This is a genomic window from Niastella koreensis GR20-10 (assembly GCF_000246855.1).
Taxonomy (GTDB): domain Bacteria; phylum Bacteroidota; class Bacteroidia; order Chitinophagales; family Chitinophagaceae; genus Niastella; species Niastella koreensis.
In genome coordinates, this window is record NC_016609.1 from 1,640,582 (window position 1) to 1,660,305 (window position 19,724).

General features: G+C 48.3%; 6 protein-coding genes. All 6 read left to right on the forward strand.

Annotation, left to right across the window (positions count from 1 at the left end; translation table 11 throughout):
* Nucleotides 1–79 precede the first annotated feature (79 nt).
* The 6 genes from NIAKO_RS06585 (at nt 80) to NIAKO_RS06610 (ending at nt 19,690) form a co-directional block, all read left to right on the forward strand.
* Nucleotides 80–1,381 (forward strand): glycoside hydrolase family 28 protein, encoded by a 1,302-nt coding sequence (locus NIAKO_RS06585; RefSeq protein ID WP_014217625.1) that lies wholly within the window; start codon nt 80–82, stop codon nt 1,379–1,381.
* 13 nt (nt 1,382–1,394) lie between these two features.
* Nucleotides 1,395–2,654: a pectate lyase family protein gene (locus NIAKO_RS06590; protein WP_014217626.1), complete on the forward strand. Its 1,260-nt coding sequence runs from the start codon at nt 1,395–1,397 to the stop codon at nt 2,652–2,654.
* Nucleotides 2,655–2,777: 123 nt separating this feature from the next.
* Nucleotides 2,778–7,037: a hybrid sensor histidine kinase/response regulator transcription factor gene (locus tag NIAKO_RS06595; protein WP_165761341.1), complete on the forward strand. Its 4,260-nt coding sequence runs from the start codon at nt 2,778–2,780 to the stop codon at nt 7,035–7,037.
* Between the two features lie 328 nt (nt 7,038–7,365).
* A complete protein-coding gene (locus tag NIAKO_RS06600) occupies nt 7,366–10,596 on the forward strand; it encodes a SusC/RagA family TonB-linked outer membrane protein (protein ID WP_014217628.1) in 3,231 nt (1,076 codons plus the stop codon).
* Nucleotides 10,597–10,619: 23 nt separating this feature from the next.
* On the forward strand, nt 10,620–12,455 hold the full coding sequence (locus tag NIAKO_RS06605; protein WP_014217629.1) for a RagB/SusD family nutrient uptake outer membrane protein: 1,836 nt from the start codon (nt 10,620–10,622) through the stop codon (nt 12,453–12,455).
* Nucleotides 12,456–12,652: 197 nt separating this feature from the next.
* Complete coding sequence (locus NIAKO_RS06610; protein WP_014217630.1) at nt 12,653–19,690, forward strand: autotransporter-associated beta strand repeat-containing protein; 7,038 nt, start codon at nt 12,653–12,655, stop codon at nt 19,688–19,690.
* Nucleotides 19,691–19,724: the final 34 nt, after the last annotated feature.

A 19,724-nucleotide genomic window follows, 5' to 3' on the forward strand; every position in this document is an offset into this window, starting at 1 on the left:
ACTTATTCAAACCATTTCTGTACAAACAGAAACCTTTTCGTAACCACTAAACAATAGGTTTACACCTCATTCATCGAATATGAGAATACGAATCGTTGTTCTGTTTGTTTGTGGTTGTATCCTGCTCACCAGGGGTGTTGCCCAAACAGGCAATGCAAATACTGCACGCTATAACATTGCTGAACAGGGCGCCCAGGGCGATGGTAAAACGCTCAATACACAAAAGATCCAGTTGGTGATTGACGGGTGCGCCCAAAAGGGAGGAGGGACGGTTGTTATTCCCAAAGGGGTGTTTGTTAGTGGCGCGCTGTTCCTGAAGCGCGGGGTTAACCTGGAATTGCAGGAAGGAGCGGTGCTGAAAGGATCGACAAATATTGATGATTATCCAAAACTAAACACCCGGATAGAAGGACATTTTGAACCCTGGCGGGTAGCGTTGATAAACGGCGATAGCCTGGAACATGTGCGCATCACAGGTTCCGGCATTTTAGACGGAAGCGGCGAACCTTTCTGGAAAGAGTTCTATGCCCGGCGTGATGCTGATAACAAAACGACCAACCTGAACGTTGAACGGCCGCGGCTTACTTTTATTCAGCATTCAAAAGATGTACTGATAAGCGGCATTACTTTTTTGAATTCCGGTTTCTGGAATCTGCATTTGTATGCCTGCCAGGATGTAACCGTTGACTATTGCCGTTTCCATGCGCCATCGGGTCCCAAGCCATATCACCAGGCGCCCAGTTCGGATGGCATCGATGTTGATTGTTCACAGCGCATTTTTATTCGTCATAGCTTTTTTTCTGTGGGCGATGATTGCATTGCATTAAAAGGTTCAAAAGGGCCATTTGCCATGCAGGACCAGAGCAGCCGGCCGGTAGAAAATATCGAGATCAGTGATTGCATTTTTGAAGCGGGTGGGGGCATTGTAACGTTTGGCAGTGAAGCCACCATCGTTCGCAATGTAACCATTCAACGCTGCACTACACTTCGCCCCACGTTGTTGCGGTTGAAGCTTAGGCCCGATACGCCGCAATTGTATGAGAACATAACCATGGACGAGATAACCCTGGTTGACGGGGGTGCTATTTTCAAGGTGTCGCCCTGGACGCAATTCTTCGATCTGAAAGGCCAGGCGCCGCCCAAAGCTGTTGTGCGAAACATCAGGATCTCTCATGTACATGGCAAAGGCAGTTCATTGGGCGAGATCACCGGTCATAACCAGTCAACCATCAGCGATATTTTAGTTGAAAATGTAGATGTGGACCTAAAAACGACCGACTTCCACCTGACCAACGTACAAAACCTGCGGTTTAAAAATGTAAAGGTGAACGGTAAGGTTATGCCGGCGCCTGAAACAAAATCCACTATGGCGAAAAACTAATGAATAAAACAGTATGAAAATTATTATAGGATTGCTTGTCATTGCCGCCTTTTTTGCTAACGAGCTATTTGCCCAGCCGGTGGCGTTCCCGGGTGCATCAGGGTTCGGGAGCCAGGCTACCGGTGGCCGCAGTGGAACCGTATATCATGTTACCAGTTTGGCCGATTCAGGGGCGGGAACCTTTCGCGAAGCAGTGAGCGCGCCCAACCGCACTGTCGTGTTTGACGTTTCGGGCGTTATACACATCAGTGCTAAAATAAAGGCTGCAGCCAATCTCACCATTGCAGGACAAACTGCTCCCGGCGAGGGCGTGGTGGTGTATGGCAACGGCATTTCGCTTGCCGAAAATACCATTGTCCGGTACATGCGGTTCCGCGGCAGTATCAATATGGATCGCGGCGCCTGCACCGTAAACATCGACAGTATAAAAAATGTGATCCTCGACCATGTTTCCATTGAGTGGGGCCGGTGGGACAACCTGCATATCAAGAACAGCAGCAACGTAACCCTTCAGTATTGTCTTATTGGAGAACCCATAGACCCACAACGGTTTGGCGCTTTATTCGAACATCCCACCAACATCACCATTCATCATTGTCTTTGGATCGATTGCCAAAGCCGCAATCCCAAGGCAAAGGCAGCCATTGAATACATCAACAACGTGGTGTACAATTGGGGCGTAAGCGGCCTGGTGGGTGGCCACTCCGAAGCGGATCATTTCCAGGATGTGATCAATAACTACTTTATTGCCGGGCCTAACACCAAAGGTAATTTCATTGGTATGTTCACCGCTACCGACCATGTATACCACAGCGGCAATATTGTAGATGATAACAAAGACGGGGTATTAAACGGCCGGGCTGTAATAGATACCGATTTTGTACATGAAAAGGCGACGCTCGTTACCAAAAAACAAAACCTGCCTTCCCATACCGTAACTACAGAAAGTGCGGAGGCGGCTTTCAAAACTGTGATGAACCAGGCTGGCGCTTCTTTACACCGCGATGCCATTGACCAACGCCTCATTGGCTACCTGAATTCCCTGGGCGCAGCAGGGAAAATATTTAAAACAGAGGTGGATGCCGGCGGTCAGGGTGAGATGGTTGAAGCCAAAGGGGAGTCCGATTCAGATGGCGATGGCATTCCCGATAAATGGGAAACCGCGAATCAGTTAAATTCCAAAGACCCCAAAGACGCCATGCAGGTAAAAAGCAATGGCTATACGCCTTTGGAAGAATATGTAAATCAACTGGTCACAACAGGAAGAAACTAATAGGGGCAATTCTTGTTTAATACACCTTTTTTCATTTCTTTTGGTTACACAATTGAAATGAATTTGGGTGATATATATCGCGGGATTGCTGGTAAACGTCTTTTGTACGTTTTATTTTTTTGCTTGTTTGCCGAAATCCTTCATGCGCAGCCAAAATACAAGATAGAACATTATGCTACCGAGCAGGGGCTTTCGCACCGGCGGGTAAATTGTATGATGAAAGACCAGGAAGGCTTTATGTGGTTTGGCACCTGGGATGGCATCAACCGCTTCGATGGCCGTACCTTTGTTTCCTTTAAATCATCACCCGAAGAAAAATATCAATTGGGTAACAGCCGCATTGCCCGGATAGTAGAAGATCAGAACGGTCATTTATGGGTGCAGGCTTACGACTACCAGGTGTATCGCTTCGACAAAAAAACAGAGCAATTCCTGCCGCTGTCAACCTTGTTGAAATCAGATCACAAAATTGAATTCAATAACATTCTGCAGGCGGCTGACGGCTATGTATGGCTCCAAACCAAGAATGATGGAATTTTTCGTGTATCTCAGGCATCCCGCCCATCAATATTCCATGAATCAATATCTAATCCATCCCTGATATCCCGTCTTTCCCGGTCATCCTATGCATACTTATCGCAATTATCCCGGTTCAGACTATCCGGCGATGATCTCACGGCCATTGAAGAGGATACCGATCATGTGTTCTTTGGCCTGTCAGACGGACAATTAATCACTTTTGAAAAGCGCTCCAAATCATTTACCCAGCGAAAGGTGGCCACCGGCCGCATCAACGCCTTGCTGCGTTCAGCCAAAAGCGATGTATTGTATGCCAGTACTTCGCTGGGTGAAATCGTAATGATAAGCCTCGGCGATCAGCGAATTGCCACCGCTAACTACGCAACAAAAGAAAGTCTTTCTACATTGTATGAAGATAAAACCGGTGGGTTATGGATAGAACCCGAAAAAATGGGGGCGCTTCGCTTTGATCCGTCGACCCGGTCATTCCAGTTATTCTCGGTAAACACCGGCACTATCCTGAGCGATAATAACAACCGGTACTTCTGGGTGCTGGAAGATTATAAAGGAACCGTTTGGGTAAGCATGAAGGGGCGGGGTTTTGGTTATTATAAACCCGGCAGTAAATCACTGGAGAATAATTTACAAACACCCGAAGGCGCCAATTACCAGTTACCGGCAAACATAATAGGACATTATTACGACAGCGCCGGCATTCTCTGGCTCACCACAAAGGAAGGCGGACTGGTTAAAATAATTATCCAGGACAATGATTTTGAACAACAGCATTTAGTTGACCAGGAATCTGCGCGTTCAGGCAATGAAGTGCGGGTGATGTACAACGATCAGCAGGGGCGGTTATGGTTGGGAACAAAGATGAGCGGAGTATCCGTGTTTAAAAATAATATCCCCATAAAAGGACTGTTTGAAAATGAACCTGCCGGTGGGGTAGTAGGGGTATATGCCATTTTGCAGGATAGCAAAGGAAATATCTGGTTAGGTACCAAAGGCAACGGTTTATATAAAGCCACGCCGGTAAACAATGAACAAACAAAATACCGGTTGAGTCATTTTCAACGGCATAAAGAAATTACCGATAGTTTACCGTTTAACCAGATCTATGCGTTGCTGGAAGATAAACAGGACCGCATCTGGGTCGGTTCTCTCGACAATGGATTGGCATTGATAGAACAGAACCCCGGCGGCACCAGGTGCATTCACAGCGGCAATGCTTTTCAAAATTATCCAAAGGGTGCGTTTCAGAATATCCGAACCATGTGCCTCGATGCAGCTGGCAATATCTGGTTAGGCACCACAACCGGTTTGCTGGTGCTGGATGCCAACGACCAGCATTCCGCTGTTTATAAATACAAAACCTACAGTACCATTCCCGGTAATAAGGAAAGCCTGGGCAATAATGATATCCTGTTTGTTTACCGTGATAGAAAGAACAGGATGTGGCTCGCCACCAGCGGCGGTGGTTTTTGTGAAGTTATTGGTGATAAACCCTTCGAGACGTTGCGCTTCAGGAATTATACCACCAAAGATGGATTGCCAAACGATTACATACTCAGTTGTGCCGAAGACAGCGAGGGCAATTTATGGCTGGCGACAGAAAACGGGTTATCGAAGTTTAATCCCGAAACCCGGGTGTTCCGGAACTTTGACAGCTACGATGCCTTGCCGCCTAAGATAACTTTTTCCGAAGCCTCCGTAACAAAAGCGCCTGCGAACAAACAACTCATTTTTGGTACCGTTACCGGTTATTTATCTTTTAATCCCGATCAGATCAACACCAGCCGCATAAAAGCGAACATTGCTTTTACCGGTTTACAAATCAATAATGAAGATGCCGGACCCAAAGCAAACACCCAGCTGCTGGCAACAGATATCAATTATGTTTCGCAAATAAACCTACAATACAACCAGGATATCATCAGCATTTATTACGCACTCCTCGATCCCCGGGGCAGCGGCGACCGGCAGGGTTTTGCTTATCGCCTGCTGGGGTTCGACAGTACCTGGCACAACGACTGGCAGGTAAGAAAAGCTACTTATACCAATCTGCCGCCCGGCAATTACGTATTCGAAGTAAAGAGCCTTAGCCATGACCTGTATTCCAATCAACCCTATAAACAACTGGCCATTACCATTATGCCGCCACCATGGAAAACATGGTGGGCGTACCTGTTGTATGCATTGGTTATTGGGGTAATATTGTTTTTTATCCGCCGGTACACCCTGGCCATGATCAGGCTGCGGCATAAGATAGCGGTAGAACAAAAACTGGCGGCGTTGAAGATGCATTTCTTCACCAACGTTTCGCACGAACTGCGAACGCCGCTTACCTTAATTGTAAACCCACTGGAACAGGTAGCAAAGAAAGGTGAGTTATCACCTGAAATGAGTGGTTATATAGATGTGGCCCGCAAGAATGCCAGCCGCATGGTACGCTTTATAAATCAACTGCTCGATCTGCGAAAAGTGCAAAGCGAAAAAGCCAGCCTGCGCATCTCCAGGCTGGAAGTAGTGACCTTTGTTAAAAAAATTACCGGGCATTTTACCGAAGCAGCCCGAAGCAAACGCATACACCTGGAAGTGGTGCCTGACCAGAAGGAATGCATTGCCTGGGTGGATGCGGAAAAACTGGATGTGGTGATCTATAACCTGGTAGGCAATGCCATCAAGTTCACCCCTGAGGACAAATCGATCAAAATATTTATTAAGAGCAACCCTGCCACGCAAAGTTTTACTATTGCGGTGCACGACCAGGGGCCGGGCGTACCCAACAATAAACTGGAACAGATCTTTGACCTGTTCCAGGAAGGGGAGCATACAAATGGCCGGGAATTGAAAGGCACGGGCATTGGCCTGGCGCTTTCGCGCGAGTTTGTAGCATTGCATGGCGGCGCCATTTGGGCGGAAAATAATGCCGAGGGCGGATTAACGGTTACGGTACAACTGCAATCCGGTGCAGAATATTACAAACAGCAGGAAGCGTCGTTTGTGGAACAGCCGCAAACAACACCTGTAATTGGAAAACCAATCGAACAACAACTGCTGTCGCAAATTGCGGGCAACGGTTCCAGCCAAAACCCCGAAGCGCCGCTGGTATTACTGGTAGAAGACAATGACGAGCTGCGCAATTTTATCAAAACCCAACTGGGCGAGCATTACCGGGTAAAGACTGCCCGGGATGGGGAGGAAGGGTTGCAAAAAGCCCTTGAACTGATCCCTGATCTGATCGTGAGCGATATCATGATGCCGAAAATGGATGGTCTTCAAATGCTTGACAGGGTTAAGAACGACGTGAACACCAGCCATATTCCGGTGGTATTGTTATCAGCGAAATATTCCATCGAAAGCCAGATAGAGGGGCTGCGCTATGGCGCCGATCACTACATCACCAAACCATTCAACAACGAATTTTTGATCGCCAGTATCGATAACCTGTTGCAGCAGCGAAAGAAATTATTTGAAGCTTTGGTGGAAAAAAAGAAAGCCGTTGACCTTAGTCCCGAACCGGTAGTAATCACTTCCAAAGACGAAACTTTCCTGAAAGATGTGATCAGGGTAGTGGAATCAAAAATGGAAGATCCCGACTTTAATATTGACAGCGTGGCTGAAACCATGGCCTTAAGCCGCACTAATTTTTATAAGAAATTCAAGAGTCTCACCACCTTAACCCCAATGGAATTTGTACGCGACATGCGCCTGCAACGCGCCAAACAATACCTCGATGCGGGCGGTCACAATATCTCCGAGGTGGCCTATCTTACCGGCTTCAGCAATCCCAAGTACTTCAGTACTGTATTTAAGGAAAAATACCATGTTTCTCCTTCGGATTATATTAAGTCAAAGTAGCAAGGCAACGAGGCATAAAGGCATAAAGGCAACGAGGAAAACCTGCTGTAAGCTGAACGTCCATAAAGAGGTACATAGTCAAATGAGCTGAAAGTGTAGACCGTTCCCTTTGTCTTTATGCAGCTTCTATGCCTTTATGCCTCGGCCCCTCGCTCCCTAAAAATCAAGAATGCATCACATTGTCCCCCTAACTAATTGCATATCAATAATCTTTTTTTGATACCTGTACGTATTCAAACCATTTCTGCACAAACCGGAACCCCTTCGCAATGGCTAATAATTACGTTTGTAGCAATCTCTCTGTTAGAAACCAAAATAGTAAACTGCCATGCACAAGGAAAAAACGATTGCCTTTAAACTGATGCTATTGGTTGCCGCCATATTGGTTTGGCAGGCAAGTTTCGCTCAAAATGGAATCCCTGTTTCAGGTACTGTGGAAGACAAAGCAGGACCATTGGAAGGAGCGAATGTGACAGTCACCGGAACGAACACCGGTACCCGTACTGACAAGAATGGAAAATTCTCCCTCACAGTTCCCGACAAAAAATCGACCCTTACTATTTCTTCAGTTGGCTATGGTACCCGCACCGTTCAGGTGGGTAACAGCACTACATTCCATATCACCCTGGACATGCAGGATAAGTCGATGGATGAAATAGTGGTGATTGGTTATGGTACGGCCCGGAAGAAAGACCTTACCGGCGCCACGGCTTCGGTAAGCGGGGCGGAGATCTCGAAGATCCCCGTAACCTCGGCTGCGCAGGCCATCACCGGTAAGATTGCCGGAGTAAACGTGGTTACGCAAAGCGGTGCGCCCGGGGCCGACATTAATATTGTGGTACGTGGTGGTACCTCCATTACCCAGGGTAATAAGCCCCTGTATATTGTGGATGGGTTTCAAATGGACGATGGGTTGAAAAATATCGATATGAACGACATTGAAACCATCGATGTAATGAAAGACGCGTCGGCAACCGCCATTTATGGCGCCCGCGGCTCCAACGGGGTAATCCTGATAACGACAAAATCGGGCAAAAGCGGCAAAACGCAGATCACCTACAACGGGTACCAGAGTTTTGAAAAGCTGGCCAAACAGCTCGATATGATGAACCCTGAGCAGTATGCCGATTACCAGTATGAATTTCAGATCCTGGCTGGTAAACCCGATAAATGGGCGAAGAACTTTGGCGATAGCATAACCGATCCTAATTTTTATACCGGCGCCTCCCAACGTACCCATGATACCTATGGTGGCGTACCCGGTATCAACTGGCAGGATGCGATGTTTGGCGGTACGGCCAGGTTGCAAAACCACAGCCTCTCTGTAAGCGGTGGCAACGACCGTACCAAATACCTGCTTAACGGAAGCTTCACCGGTCAGAATGGGCTTATAAGCCATCACGGTTTTCAGAAAGAGAATGTGCGCTTTAAGTTGAACCACAAGATCAATGACCGCGTTCGGGTAGACTTCAATACCAATTATAATAATATGCAGTTGCGCGGCGATGGTTCGCTTGCCGGACAATTGAAACTGAGCCTGCTGCAACCGCCAACCGGTGGCGTACGTTTTTCCAACGATCAACTGCTGAATACAGATATCAGTTTGCAGATGCAGAGCGACGATTCGCAATACGATATCTACAACCCCATCATCACCAACGATGCGGTTACCCAAACAAAATATACCCGTCAGTATACCACCAATGCCGGGATAGAGGTAGACGTTCTGAAAAACCTCACCTGGCGTACCCAGGGTACGTTTATGTGGCAACAAACACGCGACGATTTATGGGACGATGGCCGTACAAAAACTTCGCAAACCTATAACGGGCCCTGGGGCCACCGGAACAACAGTGAAAACCAGAGCTGGCAGGTAACCAATACCCTGAACTGGAAAAAGTATTTCGGTGAGCACAATCTGAATGTGATGGCCGGACAGGAAGTATATTTTAGCGAAAGCATGAAACTGGATAATACCTATTCAGATTTTCCTGCTGCCAACTTTGGGTTGAACAATGTGGCCATGGCAAAAACAAACTATTCCCGGGCTTCCGGCACCAGCCAGTTTGCTCTGGCATCGTTCTTTGGCCGTGTAATGTACAGCTATGCCGACCGCTACCTGTTGACGGCTACGTTGCGTGGCGATGGTGTATCGCGGTTTGCACCCGGCAAACAATGGGGCATGCTGCCTTCTATGTCTGCAGCCTGGCGCATTTCGGAAGAAGAGTTCATGAAGGATAATCACATCTTCGACCAGTTGAAATTACGCGTGGGCTATGGTACCACCGGTAACAGTAACATCGACGATTATATGTATGTTACCGCATACGGCAGTACGGTGGTGTATGCTATCAACAACCAACAGGTAAGTACTTTAACGCCCAGTAGTAAGCTGGCCAATACTGACCTGAGATGGGAAAAAACAAATTCCTTTAACGTTGGTCTGGACCTGGCGGTGCTGAAAAACAGGATAAGCCTTTCAGCAGATTTTTATAACCAGCAATCGAATAACCTGTTACTCGAAAATCAGATCCCAACTTCTACAGGTTACTCTACGCAGTTCCAGAACATCGGTTCTGTACGCAACAGAGGGTTTGAATTTGTGTTGAATACCACAAACATCAACACCAAAGAATTCAGATGGACAACCGGTTTTAATATCTCCTTCAACCGCTCAAAAGTGCTGGCGTTGTATGGCAATACGGTTGCAAACAATCAGCTCATTGATGGTAATTTCATTGTTAAGGTAGGCCAGCGTTTAGGACAGTTTTACGGATATAAATACGATGGTGTATACACTACCGATGATTTTAATCAGAATGCAAACGGCACCTATTCATTAAAAGACGGTGTTATCAGACTGAAGGGTGGTAATGTGGCCAATGTAAAACCAGGTGATATAAAATTCGCTTCTGCCATTGGTGAAATGGATGCAAAGAACAACCCGGTCTTCAGCACCAACGACAGAGTGCCAATGGGTAATGGCGAGCCTAACTTTACCGGTGGCATTACCAACAACTTTGCTTACAAAGGTTTCGATCTGAGTGTTTTCATGAACTTTACCGGTGGTAATAAAGTGTTCAATGCCAATGCCCGTCGTTTCTACGGTCCCTATCTGCCAAATGAAAATACGTTCACTGCCATGACAAACCGTTTCCGGCTTATAGATCCTGTTACCGGAAAGGAAACAACGGATCTGGCGCGCCTGGCCGAGTTGAACCCCAATCAATATTCTAAAAAACAGATCTGGAGCCTGCATTCGGACAACAGCAAATCCATCAGCGATCCTGCTATTGATTATTTCCTGGAAGATGGTTCATTCCTGCGGTTGAATACCATAACCCTGGGTTATACCTTACCGCATAGCCTGTTGAAAAAAGCAGGCATCGCGAACGCCAGGTTTTATGGTACCCTGAACAACCTTCACACATTTACCAGGTACAGCGGCTATGACCCGGAGGTGAACAATACGGATAAACCCACCAAAAAAGGTGGTTATGACGACTCTGCATATCCCCGGTCAAAAAGTATTGTTGTTGGTTTGAACTTAACCTTCTAAGCCTAATCAAAAAAAGAACGACAATGAAAAAGATTATCTATAATATCTCAATAGTGGTTTTGGCAGCAGGCATACTTACATCCTGCAAAAAATTCCTCGACAGAAAGAACGAAGCCTCGTTCGACAGCCAGTCGACCTTCGAGAATTCCTCGAAAGCCGAAATGGCGGTGCTGGGGATTTACAACTATTCCTTCAACAGGGAGTTATACTATCAGTTGGGTATGGGTACCGATGAGTGTATTTCTACAGAAGGAAATACCAACTCAAAGAACATGATCGCCAACTATGTATACTCACCCGATAATGTACCCACAGATACCTATACCTCAATGTACCGTGCCATCGAGTATGCCAACATTTGTATAAAGAATGTGAGCGCTATGAAGGGTACCAGCGATGCCGACCAAAAGAAATTGAACATGCTGTTGGGCGAGTCGTATGCGTTGCGGGCCATGAGTTATTTAAATGTGGTGCGCTTCTTTGGCGATGTTCCATATCCCACCATTCCCGTGCTGGATGCAGGAACTTTTGCTTCTTCCCGCGTAAGCAGGGATACTATTTATGATGGTTGTGTGGCCGATCTGCAAAAGGCCATCGACCTGTTGCCCTGGAAAAGCGAAGGCATGGTGCCAACCCCCGAACGGTTTACAAAGAATGCAGCCTACGGCATTCTGGCCCGTACGGCATTATATGCAGCCGGCTTCTCCTTACGCTGGGACCTGAACACCTACGCGGCCTCGTCGGTAAAACTGGCGCAACGGTCAGATGCTGCCCGCATAAGAGAGTTGTACCAGATCGCTTCCGATGCGTGTAATGCAGTGATCCAGAAAGGTGAGAATGGCCTGGTGACAACCTACGAACAGGTGTTCCGTGACCTGGTGAGTGGAAAATACAATATTGAATCGATGCTGGAATACGGCCAGTACGGTACCGATGCAAACGGAACAGCGAACCAATCGGCCATTGGTTATACAAACGGGATGTTCAGCCATACCAGCAGTATGTATGGAAAAGCGCAACCTGCCATGGGCGTTATGCCAACCTTTTACTACGATTTCCAGGATGGCGATAAACGCCGCGACGTGAGTATTTGTACATATGGTATAACTGATAAAAACGCCCGCCAGCTGAACAGCTATGGCGCCAATACCATTGGCAAATACCGGGTTACCTGGAAAACATCAGCAGGTACTGCCATCAACAAACGCGATATCGACTGGCCCTGGCTGCGGTATTCCGATGTGTTGCTGATGTATGCCGAAGCCCAGAACGAATTGAACAATGCACCTACGCCCAGCGGCATAGCTGCCTACGAACTGGTAAGAAAACGCGGTTTTGGCGGCGATGCCACTAAAATAGGCACTACGCCCACCACCTACCAGGATTTCAGAAATGCCATCATCAATGAACGCAAGCTGGAATTATCATTTGAAGGCTGGCGCAGAACAGACCTGGTGCGTTGGGGCATTCAATATGAAACTCTTACCCAGTGTAAACAAAACCTGATCGATATGGCCGGTAAAACAGGTAAATATGCCAACATCGACCAGTACCGTACTTATAAACTGGATATTGCTACCACCTGGAGCGATCCGGTGGTAGCCGTTGCGTTCACCGGTTTTAAAACAAAGCTCACCGCTGCCGACAGCGCCAATGCAAAAGCAAACGGCCTCACCATTCTGGACATGTACAGCAACGTAGCCATAAGCGGCGGTCAGGTGCTGGACCCTAATCAACAATGGATAAAGGATATTTTCAGGGGGATTGAGAAAAATAAAACCGAACTGTTGCCCCTGAATACAACCACTACCATCAATAATAATCCCGGTTTAGCCGGGGAGCAGCATCCGCTGTATTAGGCGCTGAACGCAGAACGCTGAAGGCGAAGACCGCGAAACGGGTAACCGGCGACTGGTATACTGCTACTTAATAAACTATAGACAGGCATTTACTAATCAATCTCCTGTCTATAGTTCTTGCCTCTCTCCAATCCATCTCCTGGAAAGACCAACCAAACGATTGTTAACTATTAAACAAAGTTTAATTGTGCATTGCTATGAGAAAAAATTACACTAACAGGGTACCATACCTGTCATGTCTTGTCCTGGTCTTATCTGTCTTTTCCCTTCAACACCTGCATGCCCAAACATTGGCTTTTCCCGGAGCCGAAGGCTTTGGCAAATATGCTACGGGTGGAAGGTACGGATCTGTTTACCATGTGACCAACCTGAACAATTCAGGCGCAGGCTCCTTACGCGATGCTGTAAGCGCCCCCAACAGGATCGTTGTATTTGATGTGGCCGGTGTTATTCGCATTACCACCCGCATGGTGGTATCGGCCAACATTTATATTGCCGGACAAACGGCGCCCGGTGAAGGCGTAACAGTGTACGGCAATGGCTGGAGTTTCTCCGGCGCCGACAATACCATTTGCCGTTACCTGAAGATCAGGATGGGCATTGTGGGTGATGATGGCAAAGATGCCAACGGGCTTGCTGATGGGCAAAACATCATCTTCGACCATTGCTCTGTTTCCTGGGGCCGCGATGAGAACTTCTCCATCAACTCTACCACGGCCAAAAACATTACCATTCAGAATTGTATCATCTCCCAGGGTTTGATGACCCACTCAGCCGGCGGGTTGATCCAGGCCGACAGCATTACGCTTTATCGTAACCTTTATGCCGACAATACCACGCGTAACAACAAGATAAAAGGCACCAACCAGTATGTAAACAACATTGTATACAACTGGAAGGATGGCGCCTATATCATGGGTGGCGAGTCAGAAGGCAACAGCTATGCCAACGCCACCAACAACTGTTTTATCGGTGGAACGTCTTATGGCGTACCGCCATTTAACCTGGGTAACCTCAATTACCACATCTATCAAACCGACAATATTTTCGACAGCAGCCGCAACGGCCTGTTCGATCCCTATACCATTCCGCCGGCGCAGTTTGTAGGCCCGCCCGATTTTCAGTCGGGCCCATATCCCTACCCGGTATTACCAACCCTGCCTGCCAACTCGCTGGTAAATTCATTATTACCATCGGTAGGCGCCAGCTTGCCTTACCGCGATTATGCCGACTACTATGTAGTGAATGAAGTAAAATCGTTTGGTTTGAAGGGCGAACTGATCGCCAATGAAAACTCCCTGCCATTCGGGGCGCCCACTGCCTGGAATTTATGGCCAGGTACGCCTCGTCTGGATACTGATAACGACGGCATGCCCGATGCCTGGGAATCGGCGAATGGTACCAATCCGGCCGCTAATGATGCCATGGTGATCACTGCTTCCGGGTACACCAATATAGAAAACTACATCAACAGCATTACCGGCAGCAATTCGCAGGATTATTTACGTGCGCCGATGAAACTGAAACAGGACTCTGCCACGCAGAACACCGTGTATCTTTCCTGGCTCGATTATACCGAGAAAGAGCAGGGATATATCATAGAAAGAATGGTGAATGGCGTGTGGACGCAGGTCGGCACTACCGGGGTGAACATAAACTATTATGCCATAACCGGCATGCAACCCGAAGAGGTGGATACCTTCCGGGTAAAGGCGTTTAATGCGCTGGGTGAATCAGGTTATGCAAATGAACTGATCGCCAAAAGCAAACCGGTGGAAGTGCCGGTGTTGAATCCCGGCACCTTTACACCATCTTTAACCTGGACGGGCGCGCTTAGCACTGACTGGGATAAAGCAACAAAGAATTGGGTAGACAGCACCAATACGCCATCGCTGTTTACGGATAGCAGCTCGCTTACATTCCCCGAAGCAGGGGCTGGCAGAACAGTGAACATTACCGCGCCTATGGCAGCCGGTGACATTTTAGTGAACAGCAACGGCAATTACACCTTCTCCGGTGCGGGCAGTATTACCGGTACCAGATCGGTGAACAAGGCCGGCAGCGGTACACTGTCATTGCTTACCAATAATACCTATACAGGTGCTACTGTTTTACATGGCGGCGCCATCCGGTTCGGTACACTCGCCAACGGGGGAGTAGCCAGTTCTATCGGTTCCTCCGCCAACTATGCCTTTAACTGGGTTTGGAAAGGCGGCAGCTGGTTGTATTCGGGCGGCACCACAAGTACCGACAGAAACGCCACGCTGGATGCAACTACGGAATTCAATGTAAGCAGCCCAACGAGCACAGTAACCTTTACCGGTGTGCTTGCTGGCGATGGCGGATTGATTAAGTCCGGTCCCGGTAGAATGGTGGTAAAAAATGCCAACCCATACGCCGGTGAAACGGTTATCAATGGCGGTATCCTGGAAGTAAGCCCGGTAAGCGCGGCTACCCTGGCCGGTGATATCATCGACAACAACCAGGGCATTGGTACCAGCCAGGTACTGCGGCTGCACAATGGTACCTATGTTACCTCCAATGGCAGTGGCACCATTTACGAGAACTATCCAATGCAACTGTATATCGACGATAGCACTGTGAATGGGTTTACCTGCGACCGCAATGCCAACCTGAACATGACGGTGCATGGGGCCGGAACCCTGAATTATACCATTCCTTACTTACGGGAAATTATCCAGGGCGACTGGAGCGATTTTACCGGTACCCTGGTAGCAAACGGTGTTAATACCGATGATGTGTACAGTTTGCTGCCGATAGACAATGGTACGGGTTTCCCCAACAACCGCATTGTTACAACCGGTAATACCAAAATTGCTGCTTATAGTAACAACAATACATTCTCCATCGGTGGGTTGAGTGGTAATGCCGGAACCTGGCTCTCCTGCGGTGGCACCAAATCGCCCACCTTTGGCAATGGATTTACTACGTATGTGGTTGGTGGCTTGGGTACCGATGAAACCTTTAATGGCATCATCAACGACCACCTGTATGGCTCTGCTGCAGATGGCAGCGGTACCAACACCATTGTTAAAAACGGTACGGGCTTGTGGCGGTTGACCGGTAACAATACCTACACCGGCACCACCACCGTACAGGCCGGTAAACTGATTATAAATGGAACGCACAGCGGCAACGGAAAAGTGACCGTGAACGATGGCGCTACCCTCGCTGGTAAAGGATCTGTTGCTGCTGAAATCTCGGTGGCTGGTACCCTGGAACCAGGCGACAGCTCCATTGGTACATTCACCGGTAAGGATAAGCTTACCCTGCAAACTACCGCAATCACTTCTATAGACATTAACAAGAGCAACAGTACCTGGGATAAGGTGGCTGTTACAAAAGATATCGTATATGGCGGCACCCTGAAGATCAGTTTCACCGGTACCCCGGCTTCAGGCGATAAGTTTAAAATATTCAACGTGTCGGGCGCTACAAGCGGCGCCATTATGCAGTTTGATCCGGCCACCCCGGCGCCCGGTTTGTTGTGGGTGTTCAAACCTGCCACCGGCGAACTGCAGATTCAATCACCGAATTTTGTAGAAGCGCCTGCCAATCTTACCGTGAGTGTACCGGTGGCTAAAGCAGGTCAGCCCAGTGTTGTAAATGTGGGCTGGAACGATAATTCGGATAACGAAGATTATTTTGTTGTAGAACGCAGTGCGGACAGCTTGAACTTTATGGATGTGGCGCATGTAACTGCCAATACAACTGCCTATGCCGATGGCGGTTTGCAAAGCGGCGTGAAATATTACTACCGCGTTAAAGCGCACAGTCCGCTGAATGAATCGGCCTACACCGCTATCGTGGGCGTAACCACGCCGGTTGAAGGCACATTGCCTGTAACAACCACCAACCCATCACCGGTGCAAAATGCTACCAATGTGTTCCTGAACAATCAAACTGCCACATTAAGCTGGGCTGGAAATTATGCGGATAGTTTCGATGTATACATCGGGACCAGTGTTGATAGTTTAGTGAAAGCAGGGGAGGTAGTTGCATCGTCAGCGACATTTACGCCTGCCAGCTTAAACCCCAATACTACCTATTACTGGCGCATAGATGGTAAAAACAGCAATGGTACTACCACCGGTACCGTATGGAATTTCCAGACGGCGAATATTCCTTTAACAGTGGCTGGTGATTATCGCTCAAGAGCAAGCGGTAACTGGGGATCCTCAACGGTAGCTACCGACATCTGGGAAACCTTTGATGGCGCCAACTGGCAAAGCACGGCCATGCCGCCATCCGGTTCAACCCCAACAGTGACCATTAAAACCGGGCATACCGTAGCCTTGAACGCTACAACCGGGGTTAATAATGTGGTAGTAGAAACCGGCGCCAGCCTGGTTTCCGGAACAAGCGACGGCGCAAGCGGTACCGCTACACAAAGAAACCTGCGCGTAGCCAGCAGCCTCAATAACTTTGGTACGGTAGGCTCCAGCACGGTTTCTACCAATCGCGTCAACTTTGAAGGGTATCGCGATAACGGTAAAGTGTTTATCACAGGTACAGGTACCAGCTATCTGAATACATTTACCGTAAACGGCATAGCGCAAACCGTGGAAGTGGTGATTGACAATAACCTGAACCTGGCCAGTTATTTGCGGGCCAATTATTCAACGGCTACCACACTGCCCTGGACCACCGCTCCGCAGAACGATGACAACATCACCATCACTATTAAAGAAGGAAAAACGGTTACCATCGGCAGTTCGGGTTATCTGCAAAATGGCAGCAGTCCAACTACCAACACCATTGGCGAATTTGGTAACTATACTTTCAATATCAATGGTACGCTCGACATGCGTTCAACCGGTACTTCCTGCGTGGTTGGCCATGCCACCTTACCGGGCGCCACCACCATCAATGTAAACGGCACCTGGTTAATGGGGAATGCCATTCGCTTCATTACTTCTGCCACTACACCTTCAGTTGGTACTGTAGTACTGAATATTGGCGACAAAGGTGTTGCCGATGCAGGCGCCAGAACAATTGGCAGCAGCAACGCGGCTACTAATATTGTGGCTACCAACGCCAATTTTACGCCAGGCGTTTTCTTTAACATTACGGGTGGTGGTTTACTGAAAACAAAAGTAACTACCAGTGCGGTGACCTATCAGATTGGCACTGATAAAACCTACAGTCCTGTTAAGCTCACCAATACCGGTACCGCCGATATAATTGGTGTGGGTGTTAAAACCGGCGTAAACTTCCCGGTTGCTGACAGTACCAAACTGGTAAACAAACTCTATACAGTGGTGCCAGCAGCCCCGGCAACAGACAACCTCACTATTGGGTTGGGTTGGTTAACCGCCAGCCAGGGCGTTAACCTGAATCCTGCGGCGAGCATGGTACAGGGCCGGTATACCAACAATACCTGGACAGAATTCCCGGCCACGGTTTCCGGCGCGGGTACCTATGCCAATCCGTATTATGCAACGGCAGCTGGTTACACCACCTTCGGCAGTTTTGCCGCCGGACAAACAGGCGTCATTAAAGATGTAGAAGCTCCGATTGTGCGTACCAAACCGGTAGCAATTACTCTCGGACTGGACGGCACAGCTTCCATCACACCTGCACAGGTGAATGACAGTTCTTATGACCATAGCAGTACTGTAACTTTTGGTGTTTCTCCCAACAGCTTTACAACAGCCAATGTAGGTGTTGATACCGTGACCCTCACCGTGACCGACGCCAGTGGCAACAGTGCCCAGGGCAAAACAACGGTTACCGTAAAACAGCGTACGGCGCTCATTGCCTATACCGGTGACAGCACCCAACAGTATAGCGACAAACAAATCCTGACCGCTACATTGACCGATTCTGCAACCGGTACCGTTTTGAAGAGCAAAGCTGTTCGCTTTAGTCTCGGCAACCAGACCGCAGGCGCGTTAACAGATACTGCAGGTAAGGCAGGCGCCAGCATGTTGCTTATGCAGAACCCTGCATTGACTTATATGTTGTACACCACGTTTGCAGACAGCTTGTTTGCACCAGCCATTGACAGTGTTCCGTTTGTTGTTAAACAGGAAGATGCCCGGGCTTATTACACCGGCAACCTATTTGGATCAACCGGCTCCGGCACTACCACTACCATTGTGTTGAGTGCTACAGTGCGCGACATCACAGCTGAAACAACCGCTCCGGCCACTGATCCATATGCGGGAGATATCAGCAAGGCAACGGTGAGTTTCATCGACCGCACAACGAATACAGTAATTGCAACGGTGCCGGTAAGTCTGGTGAACAACCAGGATTCCAAAACCGGAACAGCTACTTATAACTGGTCCGTTGACCTCGGCGCTGACAATGCAAAAGATTTCACTATCGGCGTGCAGGTAAATGGTTATTACCAACGCGATGCTGCGGTTGACAATACCATTGTTACCGTATCAAAAGCATTGAAGGAGTTGGTAAGCGGCGGTGGCTTTATACAGTTGGTACATCCAGCCGGACAAATGGCCGGCGATATAGGCAGCAAGAACAATTTTGGTTTCAATGTGAAATATAATAAGAGCAGTAAAAACCTGCAGGGGAATTTCAATACCATCATCCGCCGTACAGAGGCAGATGGTGTGCATGTATACCAGGTAAAAGGCAATGTACTGAATACCTTATGGACAATCCCTGGCATAGGCGTTATCCCGGCCTGGGCCAGCTTTAGCGGCAAAGCCAGCATCCAGGATATTACCAATCCATTGGCGCCGGTTTCTGTAGATGGCAACGCCACGGTGAAGGTCGACATGACCGACCGTACCGATGCAGGTACCGGAGATGCCATCGCCATTACCATCTGGAACAAAACAGGTGCGGTGTTATTCGCCAGTAACTGGAACGGCATCTTTAGTGAACAACAGGTATTGGCCGGTGGAAACATCAACATCAATAACGGCGCTTTCTTACTCGAAACCATCATTTCAGCAATTACGGATGCAGGTGATAACAAAGGCCAGGGCAGCTTGCTGAGTGTCGCCATGGCGCCCAACCCGGCTGTTGCCTACACCAATCTTACCATTAATGCCGATGCGCAAAAAGGCAATGTGCGCATTAAGGTAACCGACTTGTTTGGCAAGGTGATCGAAACGAAAGAGATCGCTGCAGGCAGGAACACCATTCAATTAGGCAATAGCTACAGACCTGGAATCTATGTGATTGAAGTAACGCAGGGCCAGGATAGAAAAACAGTTCAGTTGATTAAGTTGACTCAATAGCAGGTTTAATTACAAAAGCAGGCAAAAGCAAAAA

Excerpts from the sequence above, each read along its gene's own strand:
- NIAKO_RS06585 (WP_014217625.1), top strand. The coding sequence starts at position 80 with ATGAGAATACGAATCGTTGTTCTGTTTGTTTGTGGTTGTATCCTGCTC.
- NIAKO_RS06590 (WP_014217626.1), top strand. The coding sequence starts at position 1,395 with ATGAAAATTATTATAGGATTGCTTGTCATTGCCGCCTTTTTTGCTAAC.
- NIAKO_RS06600 (WP_014217628.1), top strand. The coding sequence starts at position 7,366 with ATGCACAAGGAAAAAACGATTGCCTTTAAACTGATGCTATTGGTTGCC.
- NIAKO_RS06605 (WP_014217629.1), top strand. The coding sequence starts at position 10,620 with ATGAAAAAGATTATCTATAATATCTCAATAGTGGTTTTGGCAGCAGGC.
- NIAKO_RS06610 (WP_014217630.1), top strand. The coding sequence starts at position 12,653 with ATGAGAAAAAATTACACTAACAGGGTACCATACCTGTCATGTCTTGTC.